12 protein-coding genes, 1 tRNA gene and 1 pseudogene are annotated in these 22,748 nt (G+C 35.2%); 8 read left to right on the top strand and 6 right to left on the bottom strand.

Annotation, left to right across the window (positions count from 1 at the left end; genetic code table 11):
• The first annotated feature begins 507 nt into the window (after positions 1-507).
• Together L3V46_RS20615 and L3V46_RS20610 are read left to right on the top strand one after the other, a co-directional pair.
• Positions 508-3,348: an SNF2-related protein gene (locus tag L3V46_RS20615; protein WP_239046640.1), complete on the top strand. Its 2,841-nt coding sequence runs from the start codon at positions 508-510 to the stop codon at positions 3,346-3,348.
• A 37-nt stretch (positions 3,349-3,385) separates the two neighbouring features.
• A complete protein-coding gene (locus L3V46_RS20610; RefSeq protein WP_239046639.1) occupies positions 3,386-3,658 on the top strand; it encodes a hypothetical protein in 273 nt (90 codons plus the stop codon).
• 59 nt (positions 3,659-3,717) lie between these two features.
• Here the strand turns inward: L3V46_RS20610 and L3V46_RS20605 are convergent, their stop codons facing one another.
• Positions 3,718-5,847 carry a nuclease-related domain-containing DEAD/DEAH box helicase gene (locus L3V46_RS20605; protein WP_239046638.1) on the bottom strand — a complete coding sequence of 710 codons (2,130 nt, stop codon included), beginning with the start codon at positions 5,845-5,847 and terminating at the stop codon, positions 3,718-3,720.
• 191 nt (positions 5,848-6,038) lie between these two features.
• Here L3V46_RS20605 and L3V46_RS20600 point away from each other — a divergent pair, with 191 nt between their 5' ends.
• The 3 genes from L3V46_RS20600 to L3V46_RS20590 all read left to right on the top strand — a co-directional run bounded on the left by L3V46_RS20600 (position 6,039) and on the right by L3V46_RS20590 (position 14,548).
• Positions 6,039-9,158, top strand: a complete 3,120-nt coding sequence (locus L3V46_RS20600; protein WP_239046637.1) for a DNA methyltransferase — start codon at positions 6,039-6,041, stop codon at positions 9,156-9,158.
• 6 nt (positions 9,159-9,164) lie between these two features.
• Positions 9,165-12,590, top strand: a complete 3,426-nt coding sequence (locus L3V46_RS20595) for a DEAD/DEAH box helicase family protein (protein ID WP_239046636.1) — start codon at positions 9,165-9,167, stop codon at positions 12,588-12,590.
• 68 nt (positions 12,591-12,658) lie between these two features.
• Positions 12,659-14,548: a DUF262 domain-containing protein gene (locus tag L3V46_RS20590; RefSeq protein WP_239046635.1), complete on the top strand. Its 1,890-nt coding sequence runs from the start codon at positions 12,659-12,661 to the stop codon at positions 14,546-14,548.
• A 221-nt stretch (positions 14,549-14,769) separates the two neighbouring features.
• On the opposite strand, the gene L3V46_RS20585 is transcribed toward L3V46_RS20590, so the two are convergent.
• The 4 genes and pseudogenes from L3V46_RS20585 to L3V46_RS20570 all read right to left on the bottom strand — a co-directional run bounded on the left by L3V46_RS20585 (position 14,770) and on the right by L3V46_RS20570 (position 17,991).
• Positions 14,770-15,902, bottom strand: a protein-coding gene (locus tag L3V46_RS20585; RefSeq protein ID WP_223235881.1) for an IS3 family transposase whose coding sequence is annotated in 2 segments (ribosomal slippage) — positions 14,770-15,650 and positions 15,650-15,902 — 1,134 coding nt in all. Because the reading frame shifts where the segments join, the coding sequence is not laid out codon by codon here.
• Between the two features lie 53 nt (positions 15,903-15,955).
• On the bottom strand, positions 15,956-16,492 hold the full coding sequence (locus L3V46_RS20580; RefSeq protein WP_239046634.1) for a hypothetical protein: 537 nt from the start codon (positions 16,490-16,492) through the stop codon (positions 15,956-15,958).
• Between the two features lie 107 nt (positions 16,493-16,599).
• Positions 16,600-17,774, bottom strand: a pseudogene (locus tag L3V46_RS20575) (integrase arm-type DNA-binding domain-containing protein).
• Positions 17,775-17,900: 126 nt separating this feature from the next.
• Positions 17,901-17,991 (bottom strand) — tRNA-Ser (locus L3V46_RS20570).
• A 121-nt stretch (positions 17,992-18,112) separates the two neighbouring features.
• Here L3V46_RS20570 and L3V46_RS20565 point away from each other — a divergent pair.
• The 3 genes from L3V46_RS20565 to L3V46_RS20555 all read left to right on the top strand — a co-directional run bounded on the left by L3V46_RS20565 (position 18,113) and on the right by L3V46_RS20555 (position 21,936).
• Entirely contained in the window at positions 18,113-19,993 is a 1,881-nt protein-coding gene (locus tag L3V46_RS20565) for a potassium transporter Kup (RefSeq protein WP_004718533.1), read from the top strand.
• A gap of 595 nt (positions 19,994-20,588) precedes the next feature.
• Complete coding sequence (locus L3V46_RS20560) at positions 20,589-21,611, top strand: DNA/RNA non-specific endonuclease (protein ID WP_239046800.1); 1,023 nt, start codon at positions 20,589-20,591, stop codon at positions 21,609-21,611.
• Between the two features lie 79 nt (positions 21,612-21,690).
• Positions 21,691-21,936, top strand: coding sequence for a hypothetical protein (locus L3V46_RS20555; protein ID WP_151802451.1), 246 nt, complete (start codon positions 21,691-21,693; stop codon positions 21,934-21,936).
• Positions 21,937-22,043: 107 nt separating this feature from the next.
• On the opposite strand, the gene aqpZ is transcribed toward L3V46_RS20555, so the two are convergent.
• On the bottom strand, positions 22,044-22,736 hold the full coding sequence (gene aqpZ, locus L3V46_RS20550; RefSeq protein ID WP_004718527.1) for an aquaporin Z: 693 nt from the start codon (positions 22,734-22,736) through the stop codon (positions 22,044-22,046).
• Positions 22,737-22,748 lie beyond the last annotated feature (12 nt).

Below are 22,748 nucleotides of genomic sequence, written 5' to 3'. Positions count from 1 at the left end.
GCCTTACCAACTTACTGTCAAATAATGGTGGCAAGACTAGACGGGTTGACAGACTGGTACAAAAGGAAACCAGCGCACGCAAGCGTGCCCCTCCTAGCCTCACCATAGAGGTGTGACTTAAGAGAACGCACAAAACTAGAATCATGTTGTTGTGCGGCTTTTGTAAGCGGTCTGTCAAAACCGACTGGTAATGTAGGCCAGCAAGGGAAGGATAATAGTGCAGGCACTTTTAGTCAAATGTGTGGGTTGAAAGGGGGTTTTGTTGGGATAGGATGAAGGAATCTATGAAGTGAGCAATGTTGATTCAAAGAACTATGATCAATAATTTCCTAAACTAGTATGCTTAAGTGAGTCACGTATTGGTTGGGTAGCTTGGGAAGTACATTTGTGGATGGAAGGTAAGGTATAAAATCAATAATTATGGGGGCGAAAGCTTCCTTTTTTATTCTTTTCATAACGAGAATAGGTTGCTATATTCAAGTTACGTTGAAAATTGATTTTATAATAATGCTATATACTAACCACCAAATAAAATATTTTGCATGGGAAATAACTAAAAAGCGTTCACCTGCAGATGTAGATCGCTTATCACAGTCATTATTTGATGCTCAAGTCGATGTAAACCCTCATCAAATTGAAGCTGCCCTTTTTGCTTTGAATAATCCATTAAGTAAAGGTGTTGTTCTTGCTGATGAAGTTGGCTTGGGAAAAACGATTGAAGCCGCCTTAGTACTTTGTCAATATTGGGCAGAAAGGCGTCGTAATTTATTGATTATTTGCCCTGCTTCTCTGCGTAAGCAATGGGCACAAGAATTACAAGATAAATTTAATTTACCTACCCAAGTTTTGGATTTGAAGACCTGGAATATGGTACGTAAAGATGGTGTCTATGACCCGTTTAAAAATGGAAAGATTTCAATAATCTCTTATCCTTTCGCAAATCGAATGGAATATGCTTTAGCACAAACTCCATGGGATTTAGTGGTGATTGATGAAGCACATAAATTAAGAAATGCACATCGTTTAAGTAATAAAATCGGAAATAGTTTAAAACGTTCTTTGGGGGGTAAGAAAAAGTTATTATTAACAGCTACACCATTACAAAATACATTGATGGAACTGTATGGGCTTAGCACAATTATTGATGAGCATTTATTTGGCGACGAAAAAGCATTTCGTACTCGATATGTGATCGATGGAGATATTCAATCACTTAAAAAAAGAATTCAGCAATTTATGCAAAGAACATTGCGTAAAGATGTTTTGGAATATGTACCTTATACTAACCGGCATGCTTTAACTGTTCCATTTACACCTACTGATGATGAACAAAATTTATATAATTCGATTAGTGCGTACTTACAGCGTGAAGTCAGTTACGCATTTCCGCAACAACAAAAGCATTTAATATCCATTATTTTAAGAAAGCTTTTGGCATCATCTACTCCCGCTGTTATTGCAACTTTAGAGGCAATTCAAACACGTCTTCAGAAATTGTTGGAACGGCAGACTTTGGATGAAGATTGGCTGAGTAACTTTATTGTTGATGAGGATATGGATGAAGAGTTACTAGATGACGATATTGAGGATGGTGCTAATCATGAACAAATTGATACCAGTTTAATTAAATCTGAAATTGAAGAAATTGAGCGTTATATACAACAAGCTTATAAGATTAAAGACGATAGTAAAACATTTGCATTGCTTTCAGCTATTGAGCAAGGTTTTGCTCGTATGTTTGAAATGGGAGCCAAGCGCAAAGCTGTTATTTTTACTGAGTCTAAGCGGACACAAGAATACCTTATCACTTTCCTTGAGGCTCGTGGCTACAGTGGGAAAGTAATCGGATTTAATGGAAGCAATTCATCCCCTGTGAATACAGGTATTTACCAAAAATGGTTAGGTAAATATATGGGGAGTCATCAGGTTACAGGTTCTCCAGCGATTGATAGACGAACAGCGCTTATTGATTTTTTTAAAAATGATGCAGAAATATTAATTGCGACAGAAGCAGCAGCTGAAGGTGTAAATTTACAATTTTGTTCTTTAGTCATTAACTATGACTTACCTTGGAATCCACAACGTGTAGAACAACGGATTGGACGATGCCATCGATATGGACAAGAGTTTGATGTTGTAGTTGTAAACTTCTTAAATGAAAGGAATGAAGCAGATCAACGTGTATTGGAATTGTTGAAAGACAAATTTCAACTATTTGATGGTGTATTTGGTGCTTCAAATGATATTTTGGGTACAGTCGAAAGTGGAATTAATTTTGAAAAACGGATTTCTGAGATTTATGATCAGTGCCGTAGTTCAGAAGAAATTGAGCGAAGCTTTAAGCAGTTAAGGGATGAGCTTGAAGAGCAAATTAATCAAAAAATGCAGCGTACTCAAGAATTATTACTTGAGCATTTTGACGCTGATATTCATGATTTGTTAAAGATCCAAAAAGAACGAGCTGAGCTTCAGTTGGATAAGATTAGTCGTTTATTTTGGCAATCTACAAAATATATTCTTGAAAAATTTGCTAAATTTAATGATCACAATCTAAGTTTTGATTTAACTAAATCTCCAATTTTGAATGCGCCTTCTGGAAAGTATCAACTTATACGCAAAGGTGAGAGAATCCCTGAAAATACATTCATTTATCGTTTGACTCATTCCCTTGGTGAATTTGTTTTAGATAATGCCAAAGGATTACAAACACCTAAACAATTGATTCAGTTTGATTATAGTCAATATGGTCAAAAGGTAACTTTATTGGATCAGTTAAAAGGTCAGAAAGGATGGTTGTCTATAACGGTATTAAGTTTAGATTCTTTTCAAGAAGAAGAGCATATTGTAATCACAGCAATGACCGATGCAGGTAAGGTTTTGGATGTTGACCTCTGTGAGCGTTTACTACAAGTAAATGCTACGGTCTTGTGTAATACGGCAGATCAAATTCCTGATGCTTTTCAGGCTAATGTCGATAAACAATATCAAGTTGTTTTAAATCATGCATTGGAACTTAATGATGAATTTTTCAAAAAAGAACGGGATAAGTTGGATCAGTGGGCTGATGATAGTTTACTTGCGGTAGAAAAAATGCTTGAGGATGTGAAGCTAAAAATATCTAGCCTTAAAAGAGAGTCTCGAAAAGCACCTGATATTGAAACTGAAAAACGATTACAGGAAGACATACAAAAGGCTGAGAAAGAAAAACGACGAATGAGACAGCAGATTTTTGATGTTGAAGATGAAATTGCAGATAAACGTGATGCAATGATTGATGCTCTTGAACAAAGGCTGCATCGTTCAAGTAAAGCTGAAAACTTGTTTATAGTTCAATGGAAAGTTGTTTAAAATACAATTAGATTATTGAGAGTGGTGGGTGGTGAAAATGGGTATTTTGGATAAGTTACATAACTTTGCGACTAAGTGTAATGAATTGTCTTCTAAACTTGAAGAAAAAACAGCAAAGATGGCTGAAAATGCTAAAAATTATGCTGAGGAAGAAAGAGTTAAGGATTTTTATAAAATTAAAGCTGAACTAGTTGAGATTAATAAAAAGCAGAAAGAAGCAGGTATTGAAGAAACAACAATTTTTGATTTCTTTAAAGACCGTCCCAAATATGCAGATTTATTAGAGTTGGAACGAAATAAACAGAATTAAATTTTTAATTCAACTAAGAGCGAATAGAAATTCATCAATTTCTATTCGCTCTATGAGATTTAAGAAAGTTGTTTCTCAAAGAAATTTTTATATACATTGCTCGTATCTAAATCAATAATATATAAGTTATTTGCTGCTCTTGTCAGTCCAGCATAAACAATTTCAGAACTATCATTAGGTTGAATGATCAGAAAAGTGGTATCAGCTTCAAAACCTTTAAAACTATGAGTTGTTGCAATTTTCATTAAACCTGAATTGGCATTAAAATGTCTTTTTTTGAGTTTGCGAAACTCATCTAGTGCTTTTAATTTCTGTTTTGCTGCATTTTTCATATAGCTCGTTAATTTTTGGATTTCAGAGTGAATATGGTTAATATCAGATGGATGACATGACTGTAGTTTTTCTTCTAATTGAGTTTTCTTTTTTAGAAATTTTTCAACTTTGCCATCAAATTTTTTTTGAATCATTTCATATTCAAAAGGTGTCTCAAAAGTACTATCTGTTCTTTGAAATTTAAAATTATTTTGTAGATTTCTCAAAAAGTCAATTTTTGAAGAGAGGATAGTAATATCATTTGGACTAACACTTAACATTTTTAATGTCTTAAAAATAAAGTCATAGATTGCTTGAATACTATTTGCCTGAGGGATTTGTAAATACTTTTTATCTGAAAATGAAAAAGCTAGGTTTTCAATAATGTCATGCTCTAATTGGTCTGGATATTCCTTTAGAAACGTATCTTTATATGCATTACATAGATCAGCAAAAGCTTTATCATCTTGTCTATGTGAAATTTTTAAATTTTTCCAATGACCAAATCCATGTGTAACAGGATAATCCTGCTTGTTAATTAATCTATTATAAATATTTTGATTTTGATCACCAAATAAAACCATCTCCCCATCTTCTGCTAAGAAGTTGGAAATTATGATTTCTAACCACTCTACTTCAAAATCTTGAACTTCATCAATAAAAATAGTTTGGTACTTTATTGGCTTTTCATTAGCTTCTTTAAAAAGATCTGTTTTAAATACTCTTTCAAAAAAAATTTCTAAAACTAGTTTTTCATCTCGGGCATTTTTTTCAATTTCAAATAAGTCTTTACTTGAAAGACCAATAATTTCAGCATTTGATTTTTCTTGAAAGTCTAAGTCAAGAATTTCATTATTTTCAAAGTCTTCTAGATCCTCATCTTGATCACCTGATGTTGGAAATGGAATACCTAAATTATTGAGTTGGGATTTAAAAAAATAATGATAGTTGCTTATTTCAATTGATTTATTGTCAAACTCTAAATTATTAAAGCGAAATGATTTTTTAATTTTATCACGTATTAGGTTTCGAAGAGCTAAGTTATATGTCAACACTAGCACAGTACTATTGTGTCGCTTAAATGCACGAGCAGCTTTTTCGGCTAGTAATGTTGTTTTTCCGCTACCAGCAACACCTCGAATTTTCATTTTTGTATTTGGAACACTATCAAGTAATTTATTTTGATATTTATCAAATGTGTAGTAATGACCTTGTTCTTCAAAATGCTTGGGTGGAATTAAAATTTTCGTAAAATCATCGTAAATATGATCTTGAAATATTGGATTTTTTTTAAGGTTATTTATTTTTTTAATTAAACTAGAGATATCGTCTTGAGCAAACGTATTAAATCTGTCCCGTTCTAGTTGGTATTTTTTTGAATTGTATCTTTGCCCATTTGCTGAATTTATAAGTTGTTTTACTTCATTTATAGGATGGTCATAGAGTGCAGATAATCTATCTTTTGTCGTAGTATGTAAATATACAAAGCATTGAATTGTTTTATAAAAGTTAGAATTTAATATATTTGAAAAACCTAATGAGGGTATATGGAGTTCAAATAAATGCGACTTATATTTGAATGCTTGTTGCATTGGTGCGCTAGTTCTTATTTTTGGATTGTGATTTGTGCGCCAATGATTATTTTTATCAATAAAATAATTTGACATATCCCAGTCTTTGACTTCAATAATAATTGCACCATGTCCTTTTTTTAAAATTAAGAAGTCAGGACGATCTCCATCAAGATAAGGATTGAAATAAACATCAAATGTGTCATCTAATTCTTGTGCCAGTTTATTTAAAAGAAATGATTCTCCTTCAGTTGGTTTGACTGTGAGTTGATCAATAATTTCTAAACTCGGAAAAAAATTAGCCATATGATTGTTTATTTGGTGTAAATTATTAATATATAACATTTATTTTTATTTTTATCAATGATTTGGCAACTTTAAAACTGTGGTTGAACATCTAAAAATACTATAAAATACTAGCCAATTTTGCTTTTGCAAATTTAACTCGCTTCACCAGAACCTATTGATCATAAGGTTTTGAAAAATAGGAAATATTTATGAGTACTCAGTTTTCTGCACTTGTTTCTAAACTCAAAGAGATTTTTCAAATCAATCGTCCTGATTTGGATTTTGGAGTTTATCGTATTTTAAATGCACGTAGTGCAGAAATTTCAGAATTCTTGGATAAGCGTTTAAAAACTAAAGTAGAACAATATCTTGGTGAAGCAAAGTCGAGCCTTGATGAAAATGTTTTAAAAGAATTAGAAGCTGAGCTGAAAGCAGAATTTGGTAAACGTGCGTTTAATGAGCAAGGACAACTTATTGATGCTGAAGCAATTGAAAGTTCATTGGGTCAAAAATATATTGCTTTAACACAAGCTGATGTACATGAAATGACAGATCAGTCTCAAATATATAGCCATTTGCTCACATTCTTTAGTCGTTATTATGATGATGGTGATTTTATTAGCCAACGTCGCTATAAAGGTGATACCTACGCTATTCCTTACTCAGGTGAGGAAGTCATGTTGCATTGGGCGAACAAAGACCAGTACTACACCAAGTCTGGTGAGATGTTTAGCAACTATCGTTTTAAATTGAATGATGAGCGTTCAGTTTTATTTCGCTTGGTGAGTGCAGATACAGCTCGTGAAAACCGTAAAGATAATGACAAAGACCGTCGCTTTATTATTGTGACAGATCCAAAAACCTTTATTCGCATAGATAAAGAAGGTGAAGAGTTTGAGGAAACGATTGTTCCATTCTCCATTCAAAATAATGAACTGACCATTCTTTTTGAATATGTAACTTTGCCTAAAGGTTCGAAACAAGAAACATTAAATACTGAATCATTTAACAAAATTGTGAGTGCAGAAGTTTTAGCTGTTGACTGGCTAAATGATTTAGTACAGCTTGCACCAACCGAAAAAGAACCAAAACGCACAGTGTTGCAAAAGCATTTAAGTACTTATACGCAGAAGAACACAGCAGATTATTTTATTCATAAAGACTTAGGTAAATTCCTACGTCATGAGCTTGATTTTTATATTAAAAATGAAGTGATGCATTTGGATGATGTCGTGAGTACGGATCAATTTATTCAAATTGAACGCCAACTCAGTATTATCAAATGTTTGCGTCAAATTGGTTTAGAAATCATTAGTTTCTTAGCTTCGCTTGAAGACTTCCAGAAGAAACTCTGGTTAAAGAAAAAGTTTGTGGTGAGTGCTGAGTACTGTATTACTTTAGATCGAGTGGATGAGTCGTTGTATGCAGAAATTACAGACAATACAGAACAGTGGCAACAGTGGGAAGATTTAGGTTTTAAAGGTACAGATGTAGGTTGGGGAACGGTTGAATATTTAAAACTACACCAAGCTTTGATGGTGGATACTTCATTGTTTAATCCTGAATTTAAAGCAGAACTTTTAAAACGAATTGATGATTTAGACGCCCAAACTGATGGTTTGATCGTTAATAGTGATAATTTTCAAGCTCTTAATTTAATTTATAATAAATATAAACAACAGTTAAACTTTATTTATATTGATCCTCCATATAACACCGTTCATTCGAAAATTTTATATAAAAATAATTTTGAGCATTCAAGTTGGCTAACTTTGTTGAATCAATCTATTCAATCATCATTGTCATTAATTAATCCTAATTTATTCTCTTTTGGGATGGCTATTGATGATTATGAAGTTAAAAATGCACTTTCTTTAACCAGTGAATTATTCCCTTACAGTGAAATATCTCCAATAGTTATTAATCATCATCCACAGGGATCGGGAGGGCGCTTATCTAGAACTCACGAGTACTTTATTCACGCATCCCCCTCTACTGCACCTGCTTTATTAGGAAAACCTAAAGATGATGCGGAGGAAGATCGTAGCTTTATGCGAAGTGGTACAGGTGAGAATAATTTCCGTCTTGGTCGTTGGAAAAGCTTTTATGCTTTACTTGTAAATTCAGAAAATAAAATAGTTGGTACTGAGCCTCCTCCAGAGTTGGGAGCGAGTTACCCGTTAAATAATACTGTTGAGGGTTATAGAAGAATTTATCCAATTAATTCTCAAGGAGAGGAGCGAGTTTGGAGATCATCTTACCTGACAGGTAAAGCAAGAGTAGAAAATAATGAAATTTTTTTGACAGAAAGAGGATCAGTAAAGCAAAAAATTTTTCATGAAGATAAGAGAGAAGTCTTATTTAGTAATTGGACTGGAACAGAGTTCAATGCTGGTACTCAAGGTACAAATGTGCTCGATCAGCTAGGTTTATCTGGTAAGTTTGATTATCCAAAATCAGTTAAAACTTTAGAGTTGACTTTTTGGATGCAGTCATTCGGGAAGTCCAACTATACAATGATAGATTATTTCGGTGGTTCTGGTACATCTGCTCATGCTGTAATTAATAATAATCGTCAAGACTTAGAAAATCGGACTCGTAAATATATCCTTGTAGAACAAGGGGAATATTTTGATACTGTCATTAAACCACGTATTCAAAAAGTCGTGTATTCAGCAGACTGGAAAGACGGTAAACCAACCAATCCTGAGACTGGTATTAGCCACTGCTTAAAAGTTGTGAAACTTGAAAGTTATGAAGATACTTTAAATAACTTGGAATTAGTACGTAAAGGCACACAGCAAGAGCTTTTAGCAGAGCAACAAGCCTCAGCCAAAACTGAAGATCAAAATGCCTATAGTGACTATCTCATGCACTATATGCTTGAGTTAGAAAGTAAAGACTCTTTGCTTAATGTGAAAGACTTCCTAAAGCCATTTAGCTATCAAATGAATATTACTACGGATAGTGCTGGTGCTTTTGAACGTAAAACTATTGATTTGGTTGAAACCTTTAACTATCTCATTGGAATGAATGTTCAAGAAGCAGATTACCAGTTAGACAAAGGCTATGTGCAAATTACAGGCAAACTGCGTACAGGTGAGTACACGACTGTGTTATGGCGTGACTGTGACAAAATTGGTTATGCAGACCTTGATCAATTACTGGCAAAACTTAAAATTAATCCAAACGATGGTGAGTACCAACTGATTTATATCAATGGTGATCATAATGTGGCGAGTAAGTACACCACTAAAGAGGGCGAGGAAAAGCAACTTAAAGTTCGTTCAATAGAACAAACCTTCCTAAAGAATATGTTTGAGGAGTAATGAATTGTGGCAAAGGCTCCTAAAGCAAAAACTAAAGTAGTTAAAGTCAATTTCCACGAGCAATTGATTTTAAATAAATGGTTATGGTCGAAGTTTAATTCAAACCGTTTGGAAGGCATGAAACAGCAGCTTGATTATCCTCAATTTGAGGGAATCGAGCATGAAGGTGATAATGCTGGTCAAACTAAATTTTTTATTAAACTAACTGAGGATTATTATCAAAAAAATGAAATTGATAATAATGTTTTACGTCGCTATGACTTAAATATTGTTAAGCATTGGCAAAAAATCACTGAAAAACGTAATGAAATTGAAGGGCATGTTTTAAATCTCAAATATTTCCAATATCTTTCGTTGCTTTTTACAGAGTTGTATTTAGATCAATATTTTAATTATCAAGCTGAAATGCTCAATGAGCTGAATATTGAACTTGAACAATATAATGATGATCAGAAAATTGATGCAGATCAATTTCAGCAGTATTTGCCTGAAGACCTAAATAAAATTGGTTACTGGAATGCGACGGGTAGTGGTAAAACACTACTTATGCATGTCAATATTTTGCAGTATTTAGACTATTTCCAACATCAAAATGGCGATAGCACTTACCCAGACCAAATCATTTTGCTTACACCGAATGAAGGTTTGAGTGAACAGCATTTACAAGAGCTGACAGACTCTGGTTTTCAAGCAACTTTATTTGATAAGCAAAAGAGTCGTAATAGCTTGTATCGAGATGAAATTCAAATCATCGATATGAATAAGCTTAGTGATACTGATGGTGATAAAACTGTTGCGACGATGAGCTTGGAAGGTAAGAACCTTGTTTTGATCGATGAAGGGCACCGTGGTACAAGTAGTAGCGCAGGTGCTTGGATGGAGCGTCGTGATATTCTCACTAAAGATGGCTTTAGTTTCGAATATTCGGCTACCTTTGGGCAGGCAGTGAGTAAAGCAGACAATGTTTATAAACGCTTTGAAGATGCAAAAAAACAAAAAGCCAAAATGCTGTATGGTTCGACTGCCATAGGTAAGCTGACAGAAGAACAGCAAAAAAATATTCAGTTGGATGATTTAGATCAGCAAAAATACCGTCGTGAAGCGCTTAGAGAAGTCTATGCTAAAAGTATTTTGTTTGATTATTCGTATAAATACTTCTATGCAGATGGCTATGGTAAAGAAGTCAATATTCTGAACATGAAAGAATATCATGAAGATGATGAGCGTAATCTTTATCTTACAGCTTGCTTACTTTCATTTTATCAACAACAGTATCTTTTTAAAAAGAATCAGATAAAACTTGCCAAGTTTAATATTGAAAAACCACTGTGGGTTTTTGTCGGTAACAAAGTTAATGATGATGACTCTGATATTTTAACCATCGTCAAATTTTTGGCAGACTTCTTGGATTCATCACGTAAGCCTAAGGTGATCGGTTGGCTGCATGACTTAATTACTAATACATCTCGTTTGGTTGATCCTAAAGGAAACAATATTTTTGCCAATCGTTTTGCACCTTTATACGGTCAAAATGCAACTGAACTCTATCAAGATATTTTAAAATGCTTTTTCAATGCGACAACCAATCAACGTTTGAATGTAGTTCGTATTACTGCTAATAAAGGCGAGTTGCGCTTACAAGTTGGTGAAAATACACCTTTTGCTGTAATTAATGTCGGTGATGAAAAAGGCTTATATGACAATTGTGAGGAATCAAGTCAGACACATTATCTAAATGCACGTACTGATGATTTTGCGGAGTCATTATTTCCTACATTAAATAATGATGATAGTGAAACACATCTTCTGATTGGTTCTCGTAAATTTACTGAGGGATGGAGTAGCTGGCGTGTCTCGACCATGGGCTTATTGAACATGGGGACTGGTGAAGGTGCACAGATTATTCAGCTCTTTGGACGTGGTGTGCGTTTAAAAGGTGAGAATTTTTCTTTAAAAAGAACGCCAAGAGAGATTTACAGTAAAGCCGAGTTTAAAGGACAGCATTTAGATTTGATGCAAACCATTAATATTTTTGGTTTACGTGCTGACTATATGGAAAAATTCCGTGACTACTTAAATGATGAAGGAATTATCCTAAATCAAGATTTAGTTACCTTGGATTTTCCAACTAATAAAATTAACGCACCTCGCTTAAAAACACTGACCCTGAAAGATGGCTATAAAGATAATCAAGCCAATGGTTTTAAAGCTCAGTCCAAACTTTCGATGTTTAAAATTCCAAAACAATACGAAGGTAAAATTAAAAAACCTTTTGTTGTTTTGGATTTGTATCCTCGCTTGCAAGCCTTTCATACAGATAAGTCAAAGCGTCAAACAGATGTTAAAGATAAGCGTCAAGAACATGAGATTTCACCAAAAATCATGTGTATGTTTGATTTTGATGAAATTTACTTGCAACTTCAGCAATATAAGTTCCAGCGTGGATATAGCAATCTACAGTTGAATGTTGATGATTTACAAGAATTTTGTCTAAGAAATATCAAATCGTCTATGGAAGACTGGTATAAGCTTTTGGTCGATGGGTCAGAGTTGTCTAGTGATGTAGGTGGAATTAAAAAACAGCAAGCGATTTTAACGGAGCTTTTACAATCCTATATGGATAAGTTCTATCATGCGATTAAGAATGCTTATGAAGGGCAGTTTTATGAAGTTACTGAATTTAGCTTAGATGATAAAGATTTACCTGTGCAAATTTGTGAGCAATATACGCTCACAGCGAAAGAAGGTAAAAATAATGAAGCTCAAGAAGTATTTGACCGATTAGAAACTTTGAAAAAATTGGTGAGTAAAGGTGATGTTGAAAAACTGGTACCTTGGAAAGAAGACGGAAGCTTTAGAGCAATTACATTTGATCGTCATCTGTTTTATCCATTGTTGGATAAAAAGGATGAAAGTCTTCCGTTTACATGGTCGCCAATGTTATTTGATTATGCGAGTCATACTCAAAGTAGTGAGGTAAAGTTTATTGTAGATTTACAGGCTTTTATCAATACACCAGATGCCAATGAACTCTTGAAAGATCATGAACTCTATTTGTTGCGTAATGCTGATAATAAGTATCGTGGACTGGGTTTTGCTTTGGCTGGTAATTTTTACCCTGACTTTTTATTGTGGCTAGTGAACAAACAAACAGGACAGCAATATTTAACTTTAGTTGATCCTAAAGGCATCAGAAACATGAATCATGACGATGCTAAAATTGAGTTCTATAAAGAGATCAAAAATATTGAGGCTAAGCTTGAACATACTGACTTAACATTAAATAGTTTTATTCTATCTATTACGCCAATGAAGGATATTTTGAATAACTCACTTTCTGAAGATGAATTTTCTGAGAAGAATGTTTTATTTATGGTGGGTAATGGAACAGCATATCTTGAGAAAATGTTAAAAAAAATACTTCAATTATAGATTGAAGTATTCTTAATTCTTAAAAATTATAGAAAATTAATTCAATATATTGCTTCTAAGGGGGAGTTATGTCTGGACAATATGAAAAACCGTTGACGATAAAAGAAGCTGTAAATGCTATTCAATCAAATGACTTTTTATTACCTGCAATTCAGAGAAAATTTGTTTGGACAAGTAATCAAATTTGTCAGCTATTTGATTCAATCCTAAGAGGATACCCTATAAATTCCTTCATGATGTGGGAGATTACCGACTCTGAAATTAAAAAAAATTATAAATTTTATGAGTTCTTAACAAAATATTGTCAGCGGTTTAATGAGGAAAACCCTCATATTGAAATTAATGCGAGTAGTAAAAACTTTAAGGCAATTATTGATGGTCAACAAAGATTAACATCATTATATATTGGTTTATGTAGTACTTATGCTTATAAACAGCCAAGAGTATGGTGGCCAACAGCTTATGATGAAAGTTTTTTACCACCACGTAAATTGTATTTAGATTTATCTCAACCTTTAGATGATGATGAGTCAATGATGCACTATAACTTTAAATTTTTAACTGATATTCAGTTTGAACAATTGAATAACTCAGGTATTAAAAATTGGTTATGCCTGCATGATGTACTAAATATGCCTAATGTAGATTTAGCTGATGCCATATTAAAAGTAGTTTTTCCAGAGTTGGCACGTAGAAATTTATCTACAAACAGTTTTGCTTCTGAAACTCTTTTGAAATTGTATATGGCTGTTCATAAAGAACAATTGATTCATTATTTTAATGAAAAAAGTCAAGAAGTTGATCATGTATTAGACGTGTTTATTCGGACAAATAGTGGTGGGACAAAGTTAGCTTTCTCGGATTTGCTAATGTCTATTGCTGTCGCGAACTGGGATGGTGACTTCAGAAAAGAAATTGAGAATTTAACAAATTGGATTTATCAGTCACAAGATTTGGGTTTTTATATTGAGCGAGATTGGATATTAAAAACCGCACTAATGCTGATAGATGAAGATGTCCGTTTTAAAGTAAAAAATTTTACAACTGAAAGAGTACAACAAATTCAAACCCAATGGGAGCCAATAAAAGATTGCATAAAAGAAACTTTTAAACTGATTAGAAAGTTTGGGGTGAATGCTCAATCTTTAACATCTAAAAATGCTGTAATACCAATTTGCTATTATTTATATCAAAAACGTGATGAATTTGGTAAACCATTATATTTAACAATTAATGATTTATCTAAACAAACTGAGCAAAGAGACAAAATTAGCCAATGGTTCTATATGGTGCTTTTAAAAGGAGTGTTTGGTGGTCAAGCTGATTCTATTATTTCAAGTATGAGACGAGTGATTAGAACTAACTTGTTAGAGCCATACTTTCCTTTGGAAAAAATTATTAAGGCTTACGAAGCTACAAATAAAGATTTACGCTTCGATGATGCATATATTGAGAATATGCTGAATATTCAATACGGAGAAATCCGTTGCAGGGCAGTTTTACATCTGTTATTTCCAGAGTTGAAAGCAACAGAAATTTTCCATATAGATCATTTACATCCTCAAAAGCTTTTCACTAAGAAAAATATAACAAAGGTGGAAGACTTTACTGATGAACAAAAAATATTTTACATGAATGCTAATCATTGGAATTCTATTTCTAATTTACACTTATTAAATGATTCATTGAATCTTTCAAAAAGCGATCAGTCTTTAGAGGATTGGATTAAAAATAATAATAGCGGTTTTACAAATAAAGACTTACTTATTGATGATTCTATTTCACTGAGTTTTACATGTTTTGAAGACTTTTATAAAGCTAGAAGACAGGCATTAAAGCAACGGTTTGTTGAAAGAGTCTACATTCAGGATGATCAGCAAGAAACTAAGCCCGTTGATTTAGAACGGGATAATTATGATGATCTGGAAGTTGATGATGATGACTTATTAATTGCCTAGTTATTAAATTTACAATTAAGCTTTATGTAAATAAAGCTTAATTGTCTAAATTATGACGATTAAATTAATAAAGCTTTGCTAGTAATTCATATTCTTTTGAATCTTCTGTTAATGTGACCATTTCAAGATTTTTGTATCTAAATAAAGTCGGCATCTCATGAGAGGTGGTCCCACATGTTTGAACAACTAAAAGCTTATTTATAAGTGATACTCTGCTCTAGTTAAGCTACCTTATTTTGTTGTGGTAGCTGGTCATAGTAAAACTCATCTGGAGTCATTTTGTCCAGACTCGAATGAGGTCGTTTCAAATTATAAAATTCAAAATATGCGTTTAATTGCTTCTTCGCATCCAAAACATTGCTGTAGGCTTTGAGATACACCTCTTCATATTTAACGCTCCGCCATAATCGTTCAACCATCACATTATCAACCCATCGACCTTTACCATCCATACTGATTTGAATGCCATTTGATTTCAATACATCAATAAATGCATCACTGGTAAACTGACTGCCTTGGTCTGTATTAAATATTTCAGGTCGACCATATTTTTCAATAGCTTCATTTAATGTTTCTATGCAAAATGTAACCTCCATACTAATCGATACTCTATGCGCAAGTACCTTGCGGCTATGCCAATCAATCACAGCACATAAATAAACAAAGCCTTTTGCCATAGGGATATACGTTATATCCGTAGACCACACTTGATTACTGCGCTGAATAGCCAATCCTTTGAGCAGATATGGATATTTGCGGTGAGCTTGATTAGCCTGGCTTAAATTTGGTTTGCAATATAACGCATTAATGCCCATTTTCTTCATTAAAGTACGTGTATGACGTCGTCCTATATGATGTCCTTGACGATTCAACAAATCACGCATCATACGGCTACCTGCAAAAGGGTATTGCATATGTAACTCATCCATACACCGCATCAGCTTCAGATCTGATGCACTCACAGGTTTTGGGCGATAGTAATAACAACCACGGGAGACTTTCAGCAGCTGAGCTTGCTTAGATACTGAAATCTGAAGTGAGTCATCGATTAACTTTTGTGGTTGAAGCGGCCCAGTTTCTTCAACACACCTTCTAAAAAATCAATTTCTAATGCCTGCTCACCGATTTTTGCATGTAGTTTTTTTAGATCGATGGGTGGTTCTGTTGGAGCTTTTGATTGATCGAAAGCTTGCGAGGAAGCTGAAATCAGTTGATTTTTCCAGTCGATAATTTGGTTTTGATGAACATCAAATTCAGCACTCAATTCAGCAAGTGTTTTTTCTGCTTTAATCGCAGCAAGTGCTACCTTAGCTTTAAAATCATTTGAATGATTTCTTCTTGGTCTACGTGCCATAAAATACTCCATATATTGATGTTTATAACATCATTTGGGGAGCAAAATATCACTTATAAGTGTTGTTCAAATTTCCTGATCCACCTCTCATGAAACATGTCATAGAAGAAAGATACTGATTCTTTGTACATTTCTTGCTTTAATTTGGAGAAATTTGGTCTGTAGAACTCACCTGAGCCGAGTATTGGGGTGTAGAAAATCTTGATATGATTGATATGAAGACCTGGCAAATGCTGGCTAATAAAATAATTAATCATGTCCTCAAAATTGATTTCATAAAAATCAATTTCTCTATCTTCATCATAGTCATATCTAACATTAGTGATAATGAGCCATGTTTCTAAACTATATGGATGATATATATAGATATCTGCTGAAATGTATTCACCATCTTCATTTTCATAACCACCAGGCAAAGGTCTATAAAAACCATCAAAAGCATTGGTTACGAGTTGAGCTTGAGACTTTTCTGAGTCATCTGCAAAACTTCGAATAGCATCAACTGTGCTTTGATGTAATTTAAATGCTTTGTTAATTATTCCACGGCGTTCATTACTTTCTTGATTAATTTCAGCTCTAGTTTTCACCATAAGGAAGTCCTTGTAAATTTTATATTAAGTGTTATAGGGTATCCTACATTTTTATGCAAGTAGAAGAACTATTTAATTCCATAATTTTGATTTAGGTATATTGATAATCAGCTTATAGTTTTATTTCTTAGCCCATCAATAAAATCAGCCCAATCCTGCATCATTTTAGTTCTATATTGAAGGTGTTGAGCAGAGTTATAAGCCTGAGATACAGCATTACCAACCTTATGCGCCAATTGAATTTCAATTGCATCATGCATATAGCCTTGTTCATGTAAGGTTGTAGAGGCAAGTCCACGAAAACCATGTCCAGTCATTTTGCCGTTATAGCCCATTGTTCGTATTACACAGAGTAAGGCGTTACTACTCATTGGCTTAGCTGTACTGTGATTATAAAAAACGTATTGTTTATTGCCAGTAAGTGGACGTAATCCTTCAATCAGTTCAATTGCCTGTCGAGATAAAGGAACAATATGAGGTTGAGCCATCTTCATTTGATCAGCTGGAATTCTCCATAAATGATTATCAAAATCAATTTCATTCCACTCCATCATGCGAAGTTCAGCAGTGCGCACAAATGTTAAGGTTATTAACTGAATGGCAGTCTTGATCATTGGATTGCCATGATAACGATCCATACGCTCAAGAAAAGGTGGGAACTCCGAAATATCCAATCGAGCCATATGCTTCACTTTACGAGGCTTTAACGCTTCTTGAAGATGTGGAGTTGGATCATTCTCAATCAGTCCTTTACGGATTGCAAAGCGGAAAATACGTCCAGCTAAAGGAATTGAACGTTTTGCCATTTCTTGAGCACCACGAGCCTCAATTTTTTTAGCGCATATAAGTACATCTTTACCTTTGATTTGATCAATTGGCATATTGCCTAAAGCAGGGAAGAGATCTTTTTCAAATACAGACAGATCTCGTAAGTAAGTGGTTTCTTTTATGACGGCTTTACGATCTTCCATCCATTCCATAGCAAGTGTTTTAAAAAGTGTATTTTCATCTGTTTGTAATTTTTTTTGTTTCTTCGCTTCGTTGGGGCTAATCCCATCTTTCAATTTCAATCGAGCTTCATTTCTGGCACGGCGAGCTTGGGCGAGTGTCGTTTCAGGATATGTACCAATACTGAAGATATTCTCTTTTCCATTTAAATGAAACTTCATGCGCCAATGCATACCACCCGAAGGTGTAACTTCTAAATACATGCTTTTTGATCAGAATATTTCGTTTTCTTGTCTGACGGCTTTATTTTTCTAACTTGAGCATCGGTAAGCATTTTGAATGGTATCCATGCAAAGTGGGGGATTGCAATGGATGTGCTGGAATTTAATGAAACAAAAAAGGCCTAAACCCTTAAGATCTAAGCCTTTCCCAACTGCATCGGCATGCAGTTTTTCAATTTTGGCGGTGAAAGAGGGATTCGAACCCTCGATACGCTATAAACGTATACACACTTTCCAGGCGTGCTCCTTAAGCCACTCGGACACTTCACCAAGGCGAGGGATAATAACCAAAAAAAAGATTTCTGCCAAGCAACAATTGATTTAGAGCAAAAAAAATTTCACAGTGATATGATTGCGCAAAAATAGTGTCTAAATTTTTGAAGACGAATCTATGCAAAGTACTGCAAAAAAAGCCGCGTTACCTGCGATCACACTCGCAGCATTAGGGGTGGTATTTGGAGACATTGGAACCAGTCCCTTGTACGCCCTACGCCAATGTTTTCTGACTGCACACATTGCCATCACTGAAGCGACCGTGCTTGGGATCTTGTCACTGATTTTCTGGTGCATGATGCTCACCATCAGCTTTAAATACGTCACCATTATCATGCGAGCAGATAACAATGGTGAGGGTGGTATCATGTCCTTGCTGGCGCTGAACTTACGATCTAATCGTATCGCAGATAATCGCAAAATCTATTTAATTGCCTTGGGATTTATTGGTGCATCGCTGTTTTTCGGTGATGGCATTATTACCCCAGCAATTTCAGTACTTTCAGCCATTGAAGGGCTGAGTATTGCCACACCCATGTTTAATAAATGGTTGATGCCTTTGGCAATCGGGATTCTTACCGCACTGTTTCTGGTACAAAGACATGGTACGGGAACCATGGGTAAGTTTTTTGGTCCAATCACCTTAACTTGGTTTGCCTCTATCGGTTTAATCGGTATTCATAGTATTAGCCAAACCCCCTATGTCTTAAGCATGCTCAGTCCACATTGGGCACTGAACTTTATTTTTCATCAACCCTTTGTGGCCTTTTTAACCATGGGTGCGGTGATTTTGACGGTTACGGGGGGTGAAGCACTCTATGCAGATATGGGGCATTTTGGACGACTGCCGATTCGTTTAGGCTGGTTTATCATTGTGCTGCCTTGTTTGTTATTAAATTATGCAGGGCAAGGTGCGTTATTACTGCGTAATCCAAGTGCGATTGAAAACCCATTTTATTTGCTTGTACCTGAGTGGGGCTTATATCCCATGATTGCCCTAGCCACAGCGGCAGCGGTGATTGCCTCACAAGCGGTGATTACAGGTGTGTTTTCAATGGCAAACCAAGCCATTCAGCTACGTTATTTGCCAAGATTAACTGTGCATCACACTTCGGATGTGGAACAAGGTCAGATTTATTTGCCCTTTATCAACTGGATACTCTACGTTTCGATTCTTTTATTGATTGTGATTTTCCAAAACAGTGCCAATCTTGCCAATGCTTATGGTGTAGCGGTCACCATGACCATGTTATGCGATACGATTTTGATTTCAATCTTGGCATATGGCTTTTGGCGTTGGCCAAAGTGGAAAGTGGCATTGTTTGCTATCCCATTTTTAGTGATTGATAGTATTTTTATTGGGTCAACCTCATTAAAAATCATTTCAGGTGGATGGGTTCCGATCCTGATCGGTGCAATCGTATTTACTATTCTGATGACGTGGAAAACCGGGCGAGAAATTGTCTTTAACCGTTTGGAAAAAGATGCCTTGCCGTTGGATCTGTTTATTAAAAGTGTTAGTTTGAGTGATGAAACACAGTTTGTACCCGGTCAAGCGGTATTCTTAACCGGTAATCCAAATATTGTGCCTCATGCGATGTTGCACAATATCAAGCACAATAAAGTCCTGCATGAACGCAATATTATGGTAACGGTGATTACCCGTGATGTTCCTTATGTGCCAGACCAAGAAAGAATTCGTGTTGAAGTGTTAGATAAGCGCTTCCAACGGGTTTTTGTTTACTATGGCTTTAAGGATCAACCTGATATTCCAAACGCGCTTGAGTTGGCTTATAAGCAGCTTGAAGTTGAATTTGACATGATGCATATCAGTTTCTTCATCTCACGTGATCGTTTGATTCATACTGTGGGTGATGGAATGGCGCCATGGCGTGAAAAACTGTTTATTTCAATGCAACGCAATACCAGCCCAGTGAGTGATTTTTATCAAATCCCGCCAAACCGTGTGGTTGAAATGGGCAGCCAGATCGAAATCTAAATTCATATCAATCAAAAGCCAGAAGTCATTCTGGCTTTTTTTTGCCCATGGGTTTTATGGGTTGGTGTATTACATTGATTCACTTTATTTTTGGCAACGACTTCTTCTCTAACCCAGCAAGTAAGGCCTTTATCATTTGTGTTATTAAGTCTGTAAAAGTAGATAGGCTGATATTGCGCTGAGATAGTATCAAACCCTTTAGAATGCTGAGTTTGAATCGTTTTATTATTCAATCCTCCCCAGCAAATCGCGATACATCAGCATAAAACGACTCCATACGACAAACTGTGTCGCAAGGCTGTCGAACAACACTGCGCAACATGACATAATCATCTTCGCAAGTGCAATAAAGCATCTGTAAGATATTTGATTTTCTAGCATTTTTTGTGAAATAAACAATAAATTGTTACATGGAATGTTGTTTAGTTAAGCACAAATCGTAGAAGCTTTACTCGGTTGAAGGTCGACACAATATCTTTCAGTTTATTGACTTGTTAAGCTATTTAAATTCAAAAACTTAATTTGTATCAGTTTTGAGTGGATTGTTTATTTAACCTTGTTTAGGAAGCCTTTGTTGAAAAATTCAGTAGTTAAAATGGTGTTAGGTGTTGTTGCTACTGGAAGTTTTGCGATTGCGTTTGGCCAAGAGAAAATTTTTCAGTTACTGCCGTTTACCCAAAGTAGTACCAATAACTCTGCGTGTTTAAATCAGTTCTATCGAGAGCAACCACCTGTTTTAATCAAAGAAAGTTTAAAGAAAAACAGTTATCCCTTATGTTTTAATGGGTTTAATGTGATGTATTCGGGTGTTTCTAAAACACCGTTATGGACAGCAGAATATTTATCTCCACAGCGCTTAAGTCAAAAGATTAAACGTGAAGATAATTTCCATGAAGAGCCACGTGTGAACGCTACACATCGTGCATTATTATCGGATTATCGTGGTTCAGGCTATGATCGTGGTCATATGTCACCCAATGCCGATATGCCTAACAAGGAATCACAGTTCGACAGCTTTTCTTTAGCCAATATGGTGCCGCAAGCTGCTAAAAATAACCAACAAGTTTGGCGTGAGTTAGAAGAAGCAACTCGTGCGATTGTCACCAAGCAAAAGAAAGATGTCTATGTGGTCACTGGCCCAGTGTTTTCTGGCAAAAAACTAAAAACCATTGGAAAGGGTGTGATTGTTCCAACCGCGATCTATAAAGCGATTTACTTGCCTAAACACGGGATCATTGGTGCGTACTATGCGCCAAATAATGATTCACTTCAGGTTAAAGTGGTCAGCGTGTGCTATTTAGAAGAACAGTTGGGAATGAATTTATTTCCACAACTGACTGAAGAACAAAAGCGCAATACCTATAAATTGCCTTTGAACGCAAAGCAGGTCAAGGTCAATAAAGAAATTGAGTACTCACATTGGGATGCGGAAAGCCAATGTGCAGAAGAGGTCAGTCAGGATAAAATCACCGCACTGCAAAAGCAGTTCCAACCCAAAAGTGGTTCAACAGCGACATCGGATATCCAATTGCCGAAAGTCGATCCTGAAACCAAAGATGCCTTGGTTAAACAATTGGTTGAAGCGTTGTTGCAATATATTTTACAAATTTTGAAATAATTTAGCGTTGATGGTGCAGTATCTTTTGAGAATCTATTTATACTGTGAATAAGATCGAAAAAAATTGAGAAAATTAAAAATGTTTAAACCGTTTGAGAATGGCACCGAATCACATTCAATTCATGATTTAACCTTAGAAAATCAAACTGATTGTGTCAGTATTTATGGCAATTTACAGATCACCAAAGATCAAGCTGGCTTAAAAGCGGCTAAGCTTTTACAAAGCTATCTCAATGATGTTGTGGCAAGCTTAGAGAAGCAAAGTGACCTACCAGAACAGTTAGCACGTCAAAGCGAAGGTGAAATAGAGAATCCATTTCTTTAAAGAGCATATTTATTTTTAAGCCATTTTTGAATCAGTTACTTTCTAATTCATTGGTTTATATGTATAAAAAACCTGCTGTGGCAGGTTTTTTTACATTGAAAATTTATTTAGGATTGAGGCTCGTTACCCACAACCTTATAAATCAGTGCTCCAATGATTGCACCGACAATTGGCGCCACCCAGAATAACCATAATTGACTCAATGCTGCTGTTTCGGCGAATAAAGCCACAGCGGTACTTCGTGCTGGATTAACTGAAGTATTGGTGACGGGGATACTAATTAAGTGAATCAAAGTAAGTGCTAAACCGATGGCAATCGGGGCAAAGCCAGCAGGTGCACGTTTATCTGTTGAACCGAGAATAACAATTAAGAAAAAGGCGGTTAATACGATTTCAATTAACAAGGCTGAGACTAAAGAATATTTGCCAGGGGATAAATCACCAAAGCCATTGCTGGCGAATCCGCCAGTTCCTGTGAATCCCGCCTGACCTTGTACGATTAAATACAAAACAAATGCGGCCAAAATACCACCGATGACTTGAGCAATAATATAAGGCGCTAAGTCTTTGGCATTAAAACGACCACCTACCCATAAACCCACACTGACAGCAGGGTTAAAATGCCCGCCTGAGATATGCCCTAAAGCAAAAGCGCCTGTGAGTACGGTTAAACCGAATGCCAGTGCAACACCAGCAAAACCGATGCCCAGTTCTGGAAAAGCAGCGGCAAATATTGCGCTACCACATCCTCCAAACACCAGCCAAAAGGTTCCGATAAATTCTGCGAGATATTTATTCATATTGATTCCTAA

Origin of the sequence: Acinetobacter sp. AG3 (assembly GCF_022343575.1) — a bacterium.
In the GTDB taxonomy this organism is placed as follows: Bacteria; Pseudomonadota; Gammaproteobacteria; order Pseudomonadales; family Moraxellaceae; genus Acinetobacter; species Acinetobacter guillouiae.
This window is presented reverse-complemented; position numbering and strand designations above follow the sequence as displayed.

Coding starts and splice junctions, on each gene's coding strand:
- L3V46_RS20565 (WP_004718533.1), top strand. CDS start 18,113: ATGCAAAGTACTGCAAAAAAAGCCGCGTTACCTGCGATCACACTCGCA.
- L3V46_RS20605 (WP_239046638.1), bottom strand. CDS start 5,847: ATGGCTAATTTTTTTCCGAGTTTAGAAATTATTGATCAACTCACAGTC.
- L3V46_RS20615 (WP_239046640.1), top strand. CDS start 508: ATGCTATATACTAACCACCAAATAAAATATTTTGCATGGGAAATAACT.
- L3V46_RS20590 (WP_239046635.1), top strand. CDS start 12,659: ATGTCTGGACAATATGAAAAACCGTTGACGATAAAAGAAGCTGTAAAT.
- L3V46_RS20610 (WP_239046639.1), top strand. CDS start 3,386: ATGGGTATTTTGGATAAGTTACATAACTTTGCGACTAAGTGTAATGAA.
- L3V46_RS20600 (WP_239046637.1), top strand. CDS start 6,039: ATGAGTACTCAGTTTTCTGCACTTGTTTCTAAACTCAAAGAGATTTTT.
- L3V46_RS20580 (WP_239046634.1), bottom strand. CDS start 16,492: ATGGTGAAAACTAGAGCTGAAATTAATCAAGAAAGTAATGAACGCCGT.
- L3V46_RS20560 (WP_239046800.1), top strand. CDS start 20,589: ATGGTGTTAGGTGTTGTTGCTACTGGAAGTTTTGCGATTGCGTTTGGC.
- L3V46_RS20555 (WP_151802451.1), top strand. CDS start 21,691: ATGTTTAAACCGTTTGAGAATGGCACCGAATCACATTCAATTCATGAT.
- aqpZ (WP_004718527.1), bottom strand. CDS start 22,736: ATGAATAAATATCTCGCAGAATTTATCGGAACCTTTTGGCTGGTGTTT.